Source organism: Solibacillus sp. FSL W7-1472 (genome assembly GCF_037969775.1).
Taxonomy (GTDB): domain Bacteria; phylum Bacillota; class Bacilli; order Bacillales_A; family Planococcaceae; genus Solibacillus; species Solibacillus silvestris.
The window spans coordinates 1906567-1922108 of the sequence record NZ_CP150208.1 but is presented as its reverse complement, the minus strand read 5'-3'; the positions used below and the strand labels follow the sequence as shown (position 1 = coordinate 1922108).

Annotated in this window: 15 protein-coding genes; 11 read left to right on the top strand and 4 right to left on the bottom strand. The window is 36.9% G+C overall.

Going from position 1 to position 15542, the window contains the following annotated elements; translation table 11 throughout:
* Positions 1–200 precede the first annotated feature (200 nt).
* Positions 201–1448: a helix-turn-helix transcriptional regulator gene (locus tag MKY07_RS09460; protein ID WP_014823833.1), complete on the top strand. Its 1248-nt coding sequence runs from the start codon at positions 201–203 to the stop codon at positions 1446–1448.
* 74 nt (positions 1449–1522) lie between these two features.
* Here the strand turns inward: MKY07_RS09460 and msrA are convergent, their stop codons facing one another.
* Positions 1523–2044, bottom strand: a complete 522-nt coding sequence (msrA, locus tag MKY07_RS09455; protein ID WP_008407243.1) for a peptide-methionine (S)-S-oxide reductase MsrA — start codon at positions 2042–2044, stop codon at positions 1523–1525.
* A gap of 288 nt (positions 2045–2332) precedes the next feature.
* Between msrA and MKY07_RS09450 the strand changes: the two genes are divergently transcribed.
* From MKY07_RS09450 to MKY07_RS09440, 3 genes are all read left to right on the top strand, one after another.
* The gene (locus MKY07_RS09450; RefSeq protein ID WP_339264583.1) at positions 2333–3271 is read left to right on the top strand and encodes an LCP family protein; all 939 of its coding nucleotides are present in this window, start codon (positions 2333–2335) and stop codon (positions 3269–3271) included.
* A 93-nt stretch (positions 3272–3364) separates the two neighbouring features.
* Complete coding sequence (locus MKY07_RS09445) at positions 3365–4576, top strand: AI-2E family transporter (protein ID WP_039967238.1); 1212 nt, start codon at positions 3365–3367, stop codon at positions 4574–4576.
* A 106-nt stretch (positions 4577–4682) separates the two neighbouring features.
* Positions 4683–5075 carry a cysteine synthase gene (locus MKY07_RS09440; protein ID WP_008407240.1) on the top strand — a complete coding sequence of 131 codons (393 nt, stop codon included), beginning with the start codon at positions 4683–4685 and terminating at the stop codon, positions 5073–5075.
* 45 nt (positions 5076–5120) lie between these two features.
* Here MKY07_RS09440 and MKY07_RS09435 read toward each other — a convergent pair whose 3' ends face one another.
* On the bottom strand, positions 5121–6260 hold the full coding sequence (locus MKY07_RS09435; RefSeq protein ID WP_173364553.1) for an aminotransferase class I/II-fold pyridoxal phosphate-dependent enzyme: 1140 nt from the start codon (positions 6258–6260) through the stop codon (positions 5121–5123).
* A gap of 204 nt (positions 6261–6464) precedes the next feature.
* Between MKY07_RS09435 and MKY07_RS09430 the strand changes: the two genes are divergently transcribed.
* From MKY07_RS09430 to MKY07_RS09405, 6 genes are all read left to right on the top strand, one after another.
* A complete protein-coding gene (locus MKY07_RS09430; RefSeq protein ID WP_339264582.1) occupies positions 6465–7265 on the top strand; it encodes an ATP-binding protein in 801 nt (266 codons plus the stop codon).
* Between the two features lie 167 nt (positions 7266–7432).
* Positions 7433–8797, top strand: coding sequence for an FAD-linked oxidase C-terminal domain-containing protein (locus tag MKY07_RS09425; protein WP_339264581.1), 1365 nt, complete (start codon positions 7433–7435; stop codon positions 8795–8797).
* An 11-nt stretch (positions 8798–8808) separates the two neighbouring features.
* Positions 8809–9789, top strand: a complete 981-nt coding sequence (locus MKY07_RS09420; RefSeq protein ID WP_339264579.1) for a TRAP transporter substrate-binding protein — start codon at positions 8809–8811, stop codon at positions 9787–9789.
* Between the two features lie 15 nt (positions 9790–9804).
* Positions 9805–10272 (top strand): TRAP transporter small permease, encoded by a 468-nt coding sequence (locus tag MKY07_RS09415; protein ID WP_339264577.1) that lies wholly within the window; start codon positions 9805–9807, stop codon positions 10270–10272.
* On the top strand, positions 10272–11540 hold the full coding sequence (locus MKY07_RS09410; protein WP_339264575.1) for a TRAP transporter large permease: 1269 nt from the start codon (positions 10272–10274) through the stop codon (positions 11538–11540). Before MKY07_RS09415 ends, MKY07_RS09410 begins: the two co-directional genes overlap by 1 nt.
* A gap of 16 nt (positions 11541–11556) precedes the next feature.
* Positions 11557–12258 carry a FadR/GntR family transcriptional regulator gene (locus tag MKY07_RS09405; RefSeq protein ID WP_339264573.1) on the top strand — a complete coding sequence of 234 codons (702 nt, stop codon included), beginning with the start codon at positions 11557–11559 and terminating at the stop codon, positions 12256–12258.
* 35 nt (positions 12259–12293) lie between these two features.
* On the opposite strand, the gene MKY07_RS09400 is transcribed toward MKY07_RS09405, so the two are convergent.
* Entirely contained in the window at positions 12294–12683 is a 390-nt protein-coding gene (locus MKY07_RS09400; protein WP_231918649.1) for an RDD family protein, read from the bottom strand.
* 564 nt (positions 12684–13247) lie between these two features.
* Between MKY07_RS09400 and MKY07_RS09395 the strand changes: the two genes are divergently transcribed.
* On the top strand, positions 13248–14555 hold the full coding sequence (locus MKY07_RS09395) for a Spo0B domain-containing protein (protein WP_008407231.1): 1308 nt from the start codon (positions 13248–13250) through the stop codon (positions 14553–14555).
* Positions 14556–14706: 151 nt separating this feature from the next.
* On the opposite strand, the gene MKY07_RS09390 is transcribed toward MKY07_RS09395, so the two are convergent.
* The gene (locus tag MKY07_RS09390) at positions 14707–15510 is read right to left on the bottom strand and encodes an enoyl-CoA hydratase-related protein (protein WP_339264570.1); all 804 of its coding nucleotides are present in this window, start codon (positions 15508–15510) and stop codon (positions 14707–14709) included.
* Positions 15511–15542: the final 32 nt, after the last annotated feature.

The window sequence follows — 15542 nt, the reverse complement described above, 5'->3', positions numbered from 1 at the left end:
AAAAATACTTTTAACGAATAAATTCAATTTACTCATTGAAATTGCTATCTCACTATACTAAAGGAATGTATTGCCAAGTGCAGTACATTCTTTTTTAACTATTTTGGCGTTTAAATCATTAAACTTTAAGTTAAGATATTGTAAAAATTCTGTATTCATAGTTTAATAAGAATATTCAGTTAAGAAGTGTAGGTGAAATATTGAATATACTAGGTGAACGCATCAAAAAGCTGAGAAAACAGAAGAAATTAACTCAAACAGAGGTAGTAGGGGAACGTTTAACGAAAGGTATGCTAAGTTTAATTGAGAATGGTAAAGCACAACCTTCAATGGAAAGCCTTCGTTTTATTGCCAATCAATTAAATGTCGATGTCGATTTTCTGATAGATGACGGGACACTCACAATGCTTAGAAATTTGTATACCACAATCGAAGAAGATGTTGAGCGTAGAAAGCTCATTCGCGACCCAGAAGAACTCCAATCACTAACGATTAAAATAATCGAAAAAATCGAACCTTATTTATCGGAAATTCAAGGTACAAACTATGAACAAATTCGATTAAGAGAAGTTTATTTTTTAATGAACCGTACGATTAACAAAGCCAAATCACTTGATGAATATTGGAAGTTTATCGATCAATACGAAGAGATTCATGCATATAGTCAAATGCTTCGCTGTTATTTTTATTTATGTCAAGCTGCGATTGAACAGCGTAATTACAATGAAACATTAGCTATATTAAAGCAAGGAGAAAAACGGATTGAACCTTATGAACTGATGATGGACCCGATGGTAATCCTTGATTTATACTATAATTTAACGATTTCCTATTCGGCAGTAGATAATACTAGAATGTCAGATCATTATTTACAAAAGGCATTAAATATGGCAAAAAAGAAGCAAATATTTTATCGTATGGACCGCTTTTATCATTTGTTGTTTATTCAATCCATTGCAAATGAGGATATTAATAAATGTAAAGAGTACATAGAAAAATTAATGCTTTTATCAGAGTTTGCTGACGATCCGGCGATATCTGTACGTTATTTGTACAGCAAGCTGCATTATATGAACATTGTTGAAAAGAAATACGCACAAATCGTTATGGAAATTGACCATTATAAAACAAAACTGCAGGATTACTTATTTTTATTTAAAAATCCTATTTTCATCGGTGAAGAGATGTATGCGGAATTTAAATTACAAAACTACTCGAAAGCACTCCAAGTCGGTACTGCTTTAACCATTCCTGACTACTTACACCATCCCATTGATCTAGCCAAATATTATCAATTCTTTGCTGTACGGGCATTAGCTTCTTACTATGAGAAAGATGAAGTTGCCGCGAAACGTGATATCATTTTTGCCAAAAATGGTGTAGAAGACTTTCCCGAGACAATTTACAAAAAATTTATTTATAAAGCTTTCAATGAAATTTTTATTTAATTCAATCAAAATTAACTTAAAAAGAACGTACCGTTCGAAATTTCGAGTGGTACGTTCCTTTTTATACAGAAATTTTAACTTTCCTTCCAGTGAACATCAATAAACTCATCGCGTCCTGATTTAGCCCGGTCTTCCTGATAATGTGCTTCTTCTTTTTTGTAATAGTCTTGATGGTAGTCTTCCGCTGGCCAAAAAGTTTGTGCTTGTTGAATTTCAGTGACAATCGGTTTTTTGAAACGTCCACTTTCCGCCAAGTCTTTCTTTGACTTCTGTGCAGCCTTATATTGATCATCGCTATGCGTAAAAATAACTGTTTTGTACGACTCACCGCGATCTTGGAACTGACCGCCAGCATCTGTTGGATCAATTTGCATCCAATATATATCCAATAATTTTTCATAGCTGAAAAGCTCTGGATTAAATTCAATCTCGACAACTTCAACATGTCCAGAGTCTCCACGCTTTACATCTTCATATGTAGGATTTTCCACATGACCACCCATATAACCGCTTGTTACTTTTTCGATGCCTTCCCATTGATCAAAAGGTTTGACCATACACCAAAAACAACCACCTGCAAATGTAGCCTTTTCCATTCTGTATCACTCCTCATTAACCAGTAAAAACATATTCAACCTTAAACTTTAACCTTAATTAAAGCAGTTAAATATGCTGTATTCTACCATGGATAAGAATGACATTCAATTTATTAAACTTCCTGTAAGCGCATATAATATTCTATAGCAAAAAATTGAAAAAAAGATATGCTGACATTTCATTAATTAGGAAGAAAATGTGCATAAAATGGTATACTATAAGTAATTTGCAACTAAATTTAATGTAAATCGTCTAAACTTCACAGAAATAGAAAGGAAGTTGTAGGAATGGAAGAACAGACGCGTCAAACCCGCTATCGAAAGAAAAAAATGCGCAAAGGCCGGTTACTTTTCGTAGTGGTATTTCTTTTGCTTATTAGTGCTATTGGATATAGCTATGTCCAATTTAATAAGGGAAAGGAATTGGCAAGCGGTAATAAAATTGAAGTAGAAGGCTTTGAACCAGATGACAATCATCCGACTATAGAAAATTATTTAATCTTAGGTGTAGATACCCGAGGTGAAGAAAAATCGCGTTCCGATACGATGATGGTTCTTTCATGGAACCATAAAACGAACGATATGAAGCTCGTATCATTTATGCGTGATATTTATGCGGAAATTCCCGGTTATCAATCGTATAAACTGAATACGGCCTATTATTTAGGTGGGGTACCGTTACTTCAGGAAACGTTAAATAATATGTTCGATATACCGATCCACCATTATGCAATGATTGATTTTAAAAGCTTTGAAACATTGATTGATATTTTGGCTCCAAACGGTATCGAAATCGATGTTGAAAAAAAGATGGGTGGATTAATCTATGTAGAGATTGAAAAGGGTCTTCAAAACTTAAACGGTAAAGAACTGCTCGGCTATGCCCGTTTCCGTGGGGATGCTGAAGGTGATTTTGGACGTGTAGCACGTCAGCAAAAAGTAATCGAAGCATTGAAAGATGAATTCTTATCACCAAAAAATGTTGCGAATCTGCCAAAATTCATCGGTGCTACCCAAGGTTATATTACGACGGATTTAACAAATAAAGACCAGCTGAAAACCGCATTAAAGGCAGTTTCAAGCGGGGAAATCAATGTTGAAAAAATGACGATTCCAGCAGAAGGTACGTATAAAATTAACAACTACCGACATGCTGGGGAAGTACTGGAAATTGATGTTGCGAAAAATTCGCAAATTTTACATGATTTTTTAAATTTAAACGAGTAAGCATTACGTGTACATCCGTTATTCATGATAAAATAAATAATAAATTAAATATTGTTGAAATATTGAGGTGGTCTTTTGGAGAGAAAAAATGAAATGAATAAAGTGAATTCTTTACCCCAGGAAACGTCTAGATTTTTCTCTTCTAAATTTATTCGATTTTTAGGTGGTAAAAATTTATTATTCTTATTAGTGATCATCTTATTGGTTGGTTGTACGGTATTCGTCTACGATAAAATTTCCTTTATCTTCGAGCCGTTACATGTATTATTTGAAGTCATCATATTGCCTGGTGTATTAGGGGTAATCTTGTTTTACTTATTACGCCCGCCATTGAAGCTTTTAGTAAGATGGAAAGTGCCGCGTGCCTTAGCGATTCTAATTTTGTATATTGTAGTTATTGCTTTGATCACATTGCTTGTTTTACTGGTTTTCCCGTTTTTACGTGATCAGTTTACAAACTTAGTACAGGAGTTTCCTGTTGTTTTAATGGCACTTGCAAATGATTTATTAGCATTTTTAAACAACTCTCACTTCAGCGAGTATTTTGAAAAGATTAACTTTGACTACAATCAGATTTTAACGGACTTTACTGATAGTTTCATTACAACAGTAAAGGTAACTTTAGGTAGTTTAGCGACTGGAGTTGCGACTGGTATTACAGGATTCCTGTCAACAGTTACAGGTATCATTTTATCGCTCGTAATCGTGCCGTTTATTACATTTTATTTATTATATGAAGGGGATAAAATGCCGCGCTTCATCTTACTCCTATTTCCGCCGCGTATGCGTAAGCGAATTGGAGATGTATTGCATGATATGGACAAGCAGATTAGCTCTTACATACAAGGCCAGATTTTAGTATCGTTTTGTATTGGTGTCATGATGACAATCGGCTTTTTAATTATTGGAATGCCATATGCTTTACTACTTGGCTTCCTCGCAATGATTACAAGTGTTGTTCCATATTTGGGACCAGCTATTGCCGCTACTCCTGCAGCAATTATTGCGATTGTAAATTCACCATGGCTGTTAGTAAAGTTAGCTATTGTATGGACAATTGTACAATTAATCGAAGGGAAGTTTATTTCCCCTCAAATTATGGGTAAATCATTAAGTATCCATCCTATTACGATTATTTTTGTATTATTAACAGCTGGTTCTTTATTTGGAGTTCCAGGTGTCGTGCTAGGTATTCCTGGTTATGCTTTAATCAAAGTTCTCATTTCACATACGTATCGACTCTTTAAACAACGTTACAATCGTTTCCAATCTGACGAGACGAACCTGTATGAAGAATTGAAATAAGAAAACAGGAAATTGTAAAGATGGGGTGTGTTAAAAGCGAAAACTTTTAACACGCTCCCTTTTTTAAAATCTTTTATCAATTACATATTTAAATGGAGGAGTATACATGTTAAGCAAATGGCTAACATCACTTGAAGAAAATGGCGTGAAGGTTGAAACTGTCATCGAAAAGACAGAGCTTGTAGAAGGTGACATATTAAACGGTTCCGTTTATGTTACATCACTTACAGAAGATGAAGAGGATAAAATTGATTACATTTCATTATTAGTCCTTTGTGAAGAGTTGGATGGTGAATTTTCCATTATCGGAAAGCACTCGTTTCAGTTAGTTGGAGGGATTCGATCAAAAGATGGGGAAATAATCCCATTTGAGATTATTCCAGACGAACGCTGGGTATGCGGTAAAGATGAGCAGCTGATTTTCCAAACGACAGTTGTATTTTTAGACGGTGTGGAAATCGAAGAAAAAGGTGTTATTACGTATAGCGCTATGGAATAATTAAAAAGGCGTTGCTGATAATTACATACAGCAACGCCTTTTTGTTTATAATTTTATTGTAGACAGTCGTTTAACCGCTTCCTGGAGTTGTTCGACAGGTTGAACCAATGCGAGACGCATATAACCTTCACCGGCTGTGCCAAACACCGTACCCGGAACCATAACGACACCAGTTTGTTCGATCGCTTTATAGGCAAAGTCAATACATGGAATATCATACGGATATTTTGCCCATACAAACATCCCGCCATCACTTGGCGCAACTTCCCAGCCGATTGATGTTAAGCCTTCCATAAGTGTTTTATGGCGTACAGAGAAAGTTTCTCTCAGTACACTTGTAACTTGTTCAGCATTGTCCAATGCTAAAGCCGCTACTTGCTGAATCGGTTCGAAAATACCAAAGTCCAAGTTCGATTTCAGTTGCTTCATAATCGCCACTAATTCGGCATTTCCAACTATGTAGGCAATACGAGTCCCAGCAAGACTGAAGCTTTTAGATAAAGAGTTAATTTCCAAACCGACTTCTTTCGCACCAGGTGTGGCAAGGAAGCTGATTGGGGCATCTCCCTTAAAGTAAAATTCAGAGTAAGCCGCATCATGCAAAACAATAATATTGTACTTTTTCGCAAAGGCCACCACTTCTTCAAAATACGCGATTGATGGCATGGCCGGTACGGGGTTACCCGGCAAGTTTAAAATTAGTAATTTTGCTTTTTGGCGAATATCTTCTGGAATGGCTTTTAAATCAGGCAAATACTGATTTTCCTTTGTTAATGGCATATAATAAGGTGTTGCGCCTGCCAAATGAATCCCCGCATCATAAGCAACATAGGCAGGATTTGTAGTAAGTACAATATCACCAGGATCACAGAATGCGACTGGAAGATGGACTAAACCTTCCTGAGAACCAATTGTTTGGACAACTTCTGTTTCCGGATCCAACTCTACATTGTTTACTCGTTTATAATAACGACATACCGCTTCATTAAATGTTTGAATACCCGTTAAAGTATAGCCGTAAGAAGACGAGAGCGCAGTAAGCTCGGACATTTTTTGGCGTAAATTCTCTGCAGGAGCGATATCAGGACTCCCAAGGCTTAAATCAATGAGTTCCGTTCCTTTTTGCTCTTGTAATTTAGCATGTTTTTTTAAGTCACCAAATATAGCCGGCACAAATAATGACATTTTTTTAGACGGTTGGATATTCAATTTTAACACTCCTTAAAACTTTCAATTGTAAGCACCATTTTATCATACACATCACGTATAATGGGGATGAAATCAGAAAAGAGAATTAATTCACTACATAAAGCACGAAACCGTAGTGGAATAGCAATATAGGTACAGGAAATATTATTAACAGCATAATAATTGATTAAGAGGTGCAGCATGAAAATCTATTCTTTAAGTGGGCCAAGCGGGACAGGTAAAAGTACGAGCGCTTTACAATTTGCATATGACAATGAAATCGAAGCCATTATTGATGACGGCATACTTATTATTAACGGTGAAAAAGTCGCAGGAACGTCGGCTAAATTTGAGAAAAATACATTAAAAGCAGTACGCCGGGCCATTTTGGATGATGATATACATAAAGCTGAAATCGTACAGGCAATTATGTCCCATGAAGTGCAGTCCATTTTACTGATCGGTACTTCCGACAAAATGACAAAAAGAATAGCAAGCCGGTTACAACTTGGTGAAATCGATGAATTTCATTATGTTCATAATATCCGTACAGAAAAGGAAATTCGCATTGCCAAATATGTGAGGGAAATTCAGGGCAAACATGTGATGCCTGTTCCATACCGCCAAGTAGAACAGAACTTTTTTAAACGCCTGATTCAGCGGGGAAAGGAAATTTTCTCTTCTTCACAAGTAAAGCTCGGAGAAACGACGATCGTACAACCTGATTTTCATCAAAACAGTGTCTATATTTCCCGTACTGTATTTACAGATGTATTGGATCATGTACTTTTAAGGCAGGAAAGACTGGCAAAATTTGAAATAGCGCAGATTCATACAGATGGCGTACCCCAAATGACAATCGGTGTTTATTTAAAATCACCTGTTTCATATGTTGTGCCTAGCTATATCTATGAACTTCAAAAGGAAATTGCTGAAGAATTTTCATTGCATTTTGGTATTGAGCCCGAAACGATTCACGTACAAATTAAAGGTGTGAAATAAAAAGACTAAACAGGAGCTGACATTTAAACGTCAGCTTTTTTTTATGGAAAATACAGTATAAAAAATAAATAGTTTGTATTTTTAGAAAAATAAATATATTCTAATTATTAAGAGTTGGTTGGACCAAAGCTCCAAAGGTCCGACAACAAAAGTGAGGAGGAATTGGTTTGAATTACATTGAACAATTGCAACATCTTTTATCACATGAGCAGGTCACAACGAATGAAGTATTACGTACACAACACGGGAAGGATGAATCTTATCATGAACCGCATTTACCGGATGTTGTAGTATTTCCGAAGACAGCTGAAGAAGTCAGCAAAATTGTAATACTGGCAAATGATCAGCGAATTCCAGTTGTACCATTTGGTCTTGGTACGAGTTTAGAAGGTCATGTAATTCCTTATAAGGGAGGAATCTCGCTTGATTTATCGATGATGAATGCTGTATTAGAAGTACGCCCCGATGATTTTCTTGTAAAGGTCCAACCAGGTGTAACCCGCAGCCAGCTCAATAAAGAATTAAAAAAATACGGCTTATTCTTTTCTGTCGATCCAGGTGCAGATGCGACATTAGGAGGAATGGCCGCGACAAATGCGAGCGGTACAACTTCTGTCCGATACGGCATTATGCGAGACCAAGTCCGTGATTTAGAGGTGGTGTTGGCAAATGGTGATGTGATCCATACCGGCGGATTGGCCGCAAAATCATCATCAGGCTATCACTTGAATGGTTTAATGGTAGGTTCGGAAGGGACACTTGGGGTCATCACGGAATTAACATTACGTGTTTACGGGATACCAGAAAAAATTATTGCGGGCCGCGCTACATTTGAAACAATCCAGCAGGCAGTGGATGCTGTTGTTTCATTAAAACAAGCGGGAATCCCAATGGCACGTATTGAACTTGTCGACAAACGCAGTATCGAACAAGTAAATTTTGCTTCCGATACAAATTTCCCCGAAACACCGACATTATTTTTGGAGTTTCATGGAAATGAAGCAGGATTGAAGTCAGATGTCATTTTTGCGACTGAATTATTGAATGACAATGGCTGTATTGAGCTGGCATTTGAGCAGGATGAACGTGCGCGTAATCAATTATGGGAGCTTCGCCACAACTTGGCCTATACATATATTCATTCCGCACCGGGAAAAAAACTGATGTCCACAGATGTCGTTGTTCCGATCAATTCGTTGCCTGATGCCATTCAAAATTCCCGTGAAAAAATTGAAAGTATGGAAATCGACGCGGGGATTGTCGGCCATGTTGGTGACGGTAATTACCATATTTTGCTGATGGTCGATATGGAAAGTCAGGAAGAGATTGCAATAGCAAAAGAATTAAATGAACATGTTGTTGAATACGCACTGTCTCTTGGAGGAACTTGCACTGGAGAACATGGTGTAGGGGTCGGCAAGGCCAAGTATCAGCAACAGGAACACGGAGCTGCCTACATTTGGATGAAAGAAATCAAACGGCTACTCGATCCGAACAACATTATGAATCCTGGCAAAATTTTTATTGATTAGGGGATTAAAAGATGAAAAAAATACTATACATCGCAGGATTGATCCTTGGGAGCATGCTGTTAACTGCATGCTCCACTTCCGATGAAAAAGAGCAGTATGTTTTATATGCGGGACATTCACTTGCTGCTGATCATCCATTTGAATTGGCGATGCAAGAGTTAAAAGAACGAGTGGAAGAACGTACAGACGGGCGCGTAATTATCGAGACTTTTCCATTAAGTCAGCTCGGTGCTGAGCGTGAATTGATCGAAGGGGCCATGCTCGGTTCAGTCGACCTTGTCGTTTCAACATCAGGTCCTATCATGAACTTTGTTAAAGATTTTGCGGTACTCGATTTACCGTTTTTATTTAATGACCGTGATGCAGCCGTCAATATTTTAGAGGGAGATATTGGCGAAGATCTATTTGCCCAATTGCGTGAAATCGGAATTGTAGGCCTGTCTTGGGGAGAAAATGGATTTCGTCATGTCACGAATAGCATAAAACCTGTTGCGACACCGGAAGATCTGGAAGGATTATCATTACGCGTACAGGAAAATAAAGTTTTCATTTCCGCATTTAATGAACTAGGTGTAACCCCATCTCCGATGGCTTGGACAGAAGCATTGACAGCACTCCAATCCGGAGTAGTGGATGGACAGGAAAATCCTATTCTAGTAATTGACAGCTATAAACTGTACGATGCCAATCAGAAGTATATGACGTTAACAAGTCATGCCTATTCGTCAGCGGTATTCATGATGAGTGAACATGCCTATAATCGCCTGCCGGAGAATCTGCGTGATATCGTCATGGAAGAAGGCGAAAAAATCGGTGCCTATGAACGTCAACTTGTTGTCGATATGGAGGAGAAGGCACTTCAGCGACTTAAGGAAAACGGAATGGAAGTTGTTGAAGAAGTTGATACAGGGGCATTCCGAGACAAGATTATGAAAGTTTATGATAGTTCGGAAAATCAGCAGTTATTGCAGCGTATTTTAAGTGAGCAGTAGGATGGGAGAAAAAATATGGTGAAATTAGTAGAAGGGATTAATAAAGTTGTACATATTGCATTGATTGCCTTAATGGTCGTACTTGTAGTATCTGTATTTTGTCAAATTACTTTGCGCTTTTTCAACTATTCCATTGCATGGACCGAGGAATTGTCCAGGTACTCGATGATCTGGATGACCTTTTTAGGTGCTGCGTATGCATTGGCCAAACGAGCACATATCGGGATGGAACTATTCGTTGATCGCACAGAAGGTTTGTTGAAACAGGTTTTAATTGTGATTGCGGCAGCAGTATGTTTAGTGTTTTTCGTGCTCATGGTCGTAAAAGGGTATGAACTGTCGATGAGGGTAATGGATCAGCCATCCGCTGTAATGCAGGTTCCAATGGGGATTGTTTATTCTGTTATTCCGATTAGTGGCATAATTCTCGTTGTGAATCTGTTTTATATAACCGTCAAACAATTGAAAGGAGAATTATCGTAATGGCAGATATGATTCTTTTCGTTGTTTTACTCTTGTTAATTTTTATTAATGTTCCGATTGCGATTGCACTTGCAATGGCCGCAACATTGTTTTTTGTCACACAAAGTGAAATGCCTATTGTAGCGATTTTCCAGCGTATGTTTAATTCCATTGATTCTTTTCCATTACTGGCGGTACCATTTTTCCTCTTAGCAGGTAAGTTAATGGAATCAGGCGGAATTTCACGTCGTCTAATCCACTTGGCAGAAGTAATGCTCGGTCGGGTTCGCGGAGGACTGGCGCTCGTTTCCATTGTTGCTTGTGCCTTTTTTGCGGCATTATCCGGAAGTGCTGCTGCAACAACGGCAGCTGTCGGGGCGATTATGATTCCTGCAATGGTCAAAAAAGGGTACGATAAAAACTTTTCCACAGCGATACAGGCTGCCGGGGGAACGATTGGTGTTATTATCCCTCCAAGTGTACCGCTCGTATTATTTGGTGTAACTGCAGGTGTTTCGATTAGTGACCTGTTTTTGGTCGGTATCATTCCGGGTTTCTTTGTTACGGCTGCGCTAATGATTCTAGTTTATGTTATTTCGATTATACAAGGATATGGCGGTGGTGAAAAATATAATTTAAAAGAATTTTTCATTGCCTTTAAAGATTCGATTTTGGCACTTTTGATGCCTGTTATTATATTAGGCGGCATTTACAGTGGTATTTTTACGGCAACGGAAGCAGCCCTTGTTGCGGTTGTTTACGGATTAATTGTCGGAGTATTTATATACCGTGAAATTACATTGAAAGATTTATATCATATATTCTCATCGGCAACGATTATGAGTGCAACGATTCTTTTCATTATTGCCGGCGCCTCTATTTTTGCCTACTATTTGACACGCGAGCGTATACCTATGCAAATTACTGAAGCATTACTCGGTATTACCGATAACTGGATTTTTGCATTGCTCATCATCAACGTCATTTTGCTAATTGTCGGTACCTTTATGGAAACAGCGGCAGCGATCTTAATATTGACGCCTATTTTAGCACCGGTTGCTACGGCACTTGGACTGGACTTAGTTCACTTCGGTATTATTATGATTGTGAATTTGGCAATTGGGTACATTACGCCGCCAGTCGGGTTAAATTTATTTGTGGCAAATAAAATTGCCGGAACGAAATTTGAAGGAGTCATGCGTGCCATCATTCCATTTATTATGGTGATGGTTGTATGTGTACTCATTATTTCGTTTGTTCCAGCCTTAAGTTTATTTTTAGTAAAATAGTAAAGGTGTGAAGAACGTGACTTCGGCAAATAAACAAAAAGTGTATGAGATTATAATTCAAAAGATCCAGACTGAAATCACTGCCGGAATATTAGAAGCAGGGGAGAAACTGCCACCAGAACGCGAGCTTGCAGTAAAATACGGTGTAAGTCGGACATCGATACGCGAAGCACTCCGACTACTGGAACTAAGTGATTTTGTCGAAATTCGCCCTGGTGATGGAACTTTTATAAAAACCAATGAGCAACAGACTATTCAACAGCAATTGACAAGCGTCGTGCTAAAAACAGACCAAACGACTTTGTATGAAATGCTCGAATTACGTCTAATCCTGGAATCTCAGTGTGCTGCACTTGCTGCATTACGTGCAACAGGACAAGATATTGAAAAAATTGCGCGCACATTGGAAGCGATGAAAAATACTGATGATGAAGAAATCGGTATACAAGCTGATTTGGATTTCCATATGGCAATTGCGGCAGCAGCGAATAACAGTGTGCTTGCTCAACTAATTTCGTCATTTGCATCGCATATGCGAAGTACGATCGAAGTAACAAGAAAACATCGATTATCTTCAAAAGAAAATTTCGCCCGGACTTTAGAAGAACACCGCGCGATATTTATAGCGATTAGCCGGGGAGAAAGTGACAGAGCAAAAGTATTGATGGAAGACCATATTCGTACAATCAGACAAGAACTATCCGAATTAACGATATAAAAAAACTGTGTGGATTTGAATTAAAGTTAAATTGTTTATAAAAAATACGTACCGTTTTGAACAAAGTTTAAACGTGTAAAATAAATGAACCGGAATTTCCTCTCTCTGTCTATGAAGAAGGATTTCGGTTTTTCTTGTGGATTAAACCTGTTATGTTTGAGTATTGTAGGTTTCTCATCATCGTTAAAACGCTTTATTTTAACCTTACAAATTTTTTTGCCAATTACGTATCCACCCCACAAAATAGGAGTAATGGTCAAATACAAGGTATATAATGCTTGAAAAGTGAATTCTTCGGTCTGTTCGATAGAATAATTACCGTTTATCATGTAGAATACGATTCCAAATATTGACGAAATAATTAAAAAATCTATAAAACTTGCGACAAATCTTATACCAAATCCTGCTGGTTTCTTAAAATTCATCTAATCCCCCTAATACCTCATTTACTAAAAATTATACCATTTTCTTGTTGAACTACTATCTCGTTAATTGAAGATAAACGTCCCCAAAGCTAAGTTTAGGAGTATTGCTGATCATAACCTTGTCATGCCATTTTAATGCTGTAAGGTTAGCAAACGAGGTTTTAGAATTATATTACTTATGTTATATTTTGATAAAGATCATTCTAAGTTTGATGTGAACTTGTTTTGAAAAGATTTTTTATTAATGTATTATTAATTATGTTAATTGCACCTATTATTAGCAGTATTCTAAAAAAATTGGATTAACTTTGCGGATAAATATATAATTACATTCTTTGATAATATAAAAGTTTTTTGGACAAAAGGATTTGGAACATTTATACTGTTTTTTGTTCCTTATATCCAATTAATATTAATAATTATAGATTCTATAACAGATTACTAATTGAAATAGCCCTTATTTCATCAGTCGTTGGGATGGGCTTTTTCATTTTCAGGAAAATAATTTAATTGTTTAATTTGCTGCAAAATATGTATTTAATAGTAAGGGAGTATTGTTTTGATATGAAACGTTTTAAATTAAAGCTAATAATAGTGTTATCTATCGTATTAGTCATATTCTTTATTGGAATAAGTATGTATACTTCCTATATAAAGATTGAAGATACAGTGGAAGAGGCGATTGCTAACCAAAATCTTGAAGCTGCCAAATCCATTGCAAAGGCGATTGATCTGGAAACGTATGAGCGATTTTTAAAAGAACGGAATCGTGATGAAGATTATTGGACAATACGACATTATTTGAATGATGCCCGAGAAAAACTAGGTGTATTATACGTCTATACTATGGAAATAGACAATCCTACAACATCGAAGATTTTAATTGTAGGTTATCCTGAAAACAAGGATAATCCAAATGATTTTCTAATAGGTGAAGTTTGTACAGTACCGGAAGCCCAAGTGAAATTTGCGTATGAGGAAGGAAAGCAATTTGTAACAGAGATCCTAGAAGATACGAAATATGATCATCATTATATAACGGTTGGGACTCCTATTATGAATGAAAAAGGGGAAATTATTAGCTACCTTAGCATTGATATTAGTACGGAAACACTTGACGGGATTAAAGAAACAGTTATTAATAGTAATATTTTTCTATTAGTACTCAGTGGACTTTTTGTTATTATTGTTATTATTTCTTTCTTCCTTTTACAAAAGTGGTATCAAAAAGAAGTTGGAACTACGGAGTATACATATCAAAAGGAAATTAAAACGTTAATTGCTTCTGTCTCATCATTAAGGCACGATTATATTAATCATATCCAAGTTTTACATGGATTTCTGCATATAGGTGAGGTAGATCAAGCGACAAAGTATGTCGATTCTTTGTCTAAAGACATACAGACAATTGAATCCATTAAATTGAATCTTGATCACCCAGGATTAGCGATATTACTGCAAACAAAAAAATTAACATGTCAAAATCAACAAATTGATATACAGATAACCGTTGATGATAATCCATTTGATAACATAAAAACGATTGATTTAATCAATATATTATCGAACATAATTGATAATGCGATAGAAGCAACAATGGAGTTGCCAGAGGAACTACGTAAAATTACAGTTAGCTGTAAAGCAGACGAGTTATATTATACGTTCTCGATTACGAACGCTGGGCGAAAGCTACCTGACATAAATCAAATTTTTAAACAAGGCTACTCAACGAAAAAAGTAGAGAAAGGAAGAGTTAGAGGACAAGGTTTGTTTATTGTTAAAGAAACAATTAATAAATACAATGGAACGATTACACTTGATACAATAAACGAAAAAGAGACAATTGCGATTGTGAAAATCCCTAGTAAGTAAATAGTAAAAGGTTATGGTACAAATTCGTATTAATCTAACTTTGTTTCAAAACAGTTGGTTTCTGTATAAAATAAGCGATTATAACTTACTTTTAACCAAACTTTATTAAAAAGCTTCAAACAAACTGCCTCCACAAAATGGAGGCAGTTTTTTATTGTTTTGGAAGCTGTCTTGTGAAAACCGGCTGACGTTTTTCTACAAATGCCCGGACACCTTCTGAAAAGTCTGTTTCGGACACAAATGATGTTGAACCTTCCCATAATACAGGGGCAGAATCGACGCATTCTTTTACGGAGTGTTTTACTGCTACTAACGAATCAGGAGACATACCCGCAACAAGCTTACCCATACGGATTGCAAAACGGTTCAAATCTTTTTCAGCAACTATATAATTAAGCATTCCGGCTTTAAACGCTTCTTCTGCTTTATACATGCGTCCTGTAAATACAAAGTCTTTCGTTGCGGATGGTCCGACCAGATCGACTAGTCGCTTTGCAAATTTATTATTCAATGTTATGCCGAGCTTACCGACCGGAATCCCCATTTTCGCTTTGTCCGAACCGATACGAATATCACATGCGAGGGCAAGTTCCAGTCCTGCCCCCATTGCCGGACCGTTAATAACACCGATTACTGGGATCGGTAAATTTTCTATCGTGGAAATGGTTCTTTCCATATGCACAAAAGCTTCTTCTGCTTTCTCCAACGAAATCGAATTAAATTCTTTAATATCCGAGCCTGCTGTAAAGTTCTCGCCGGAGCCGCGCAACAGCAGCACTTTGTTTTTTGGATTTTCCAATGTGCGCAATGCAATTTTTGCAAGCTGATCCCACATATTTGCCGTTAATGCATTTTTAAGTTGCGGGCGATGAATGGTAATAATGGCGAGCCCCGCAGTTTCCTGATAAATGATTTTCGCTTCTTCCGCTTCAAGTCTTGTCGTACGTACTTGCATTAAATGGTCCCCCTTAACTATATATACCTAGT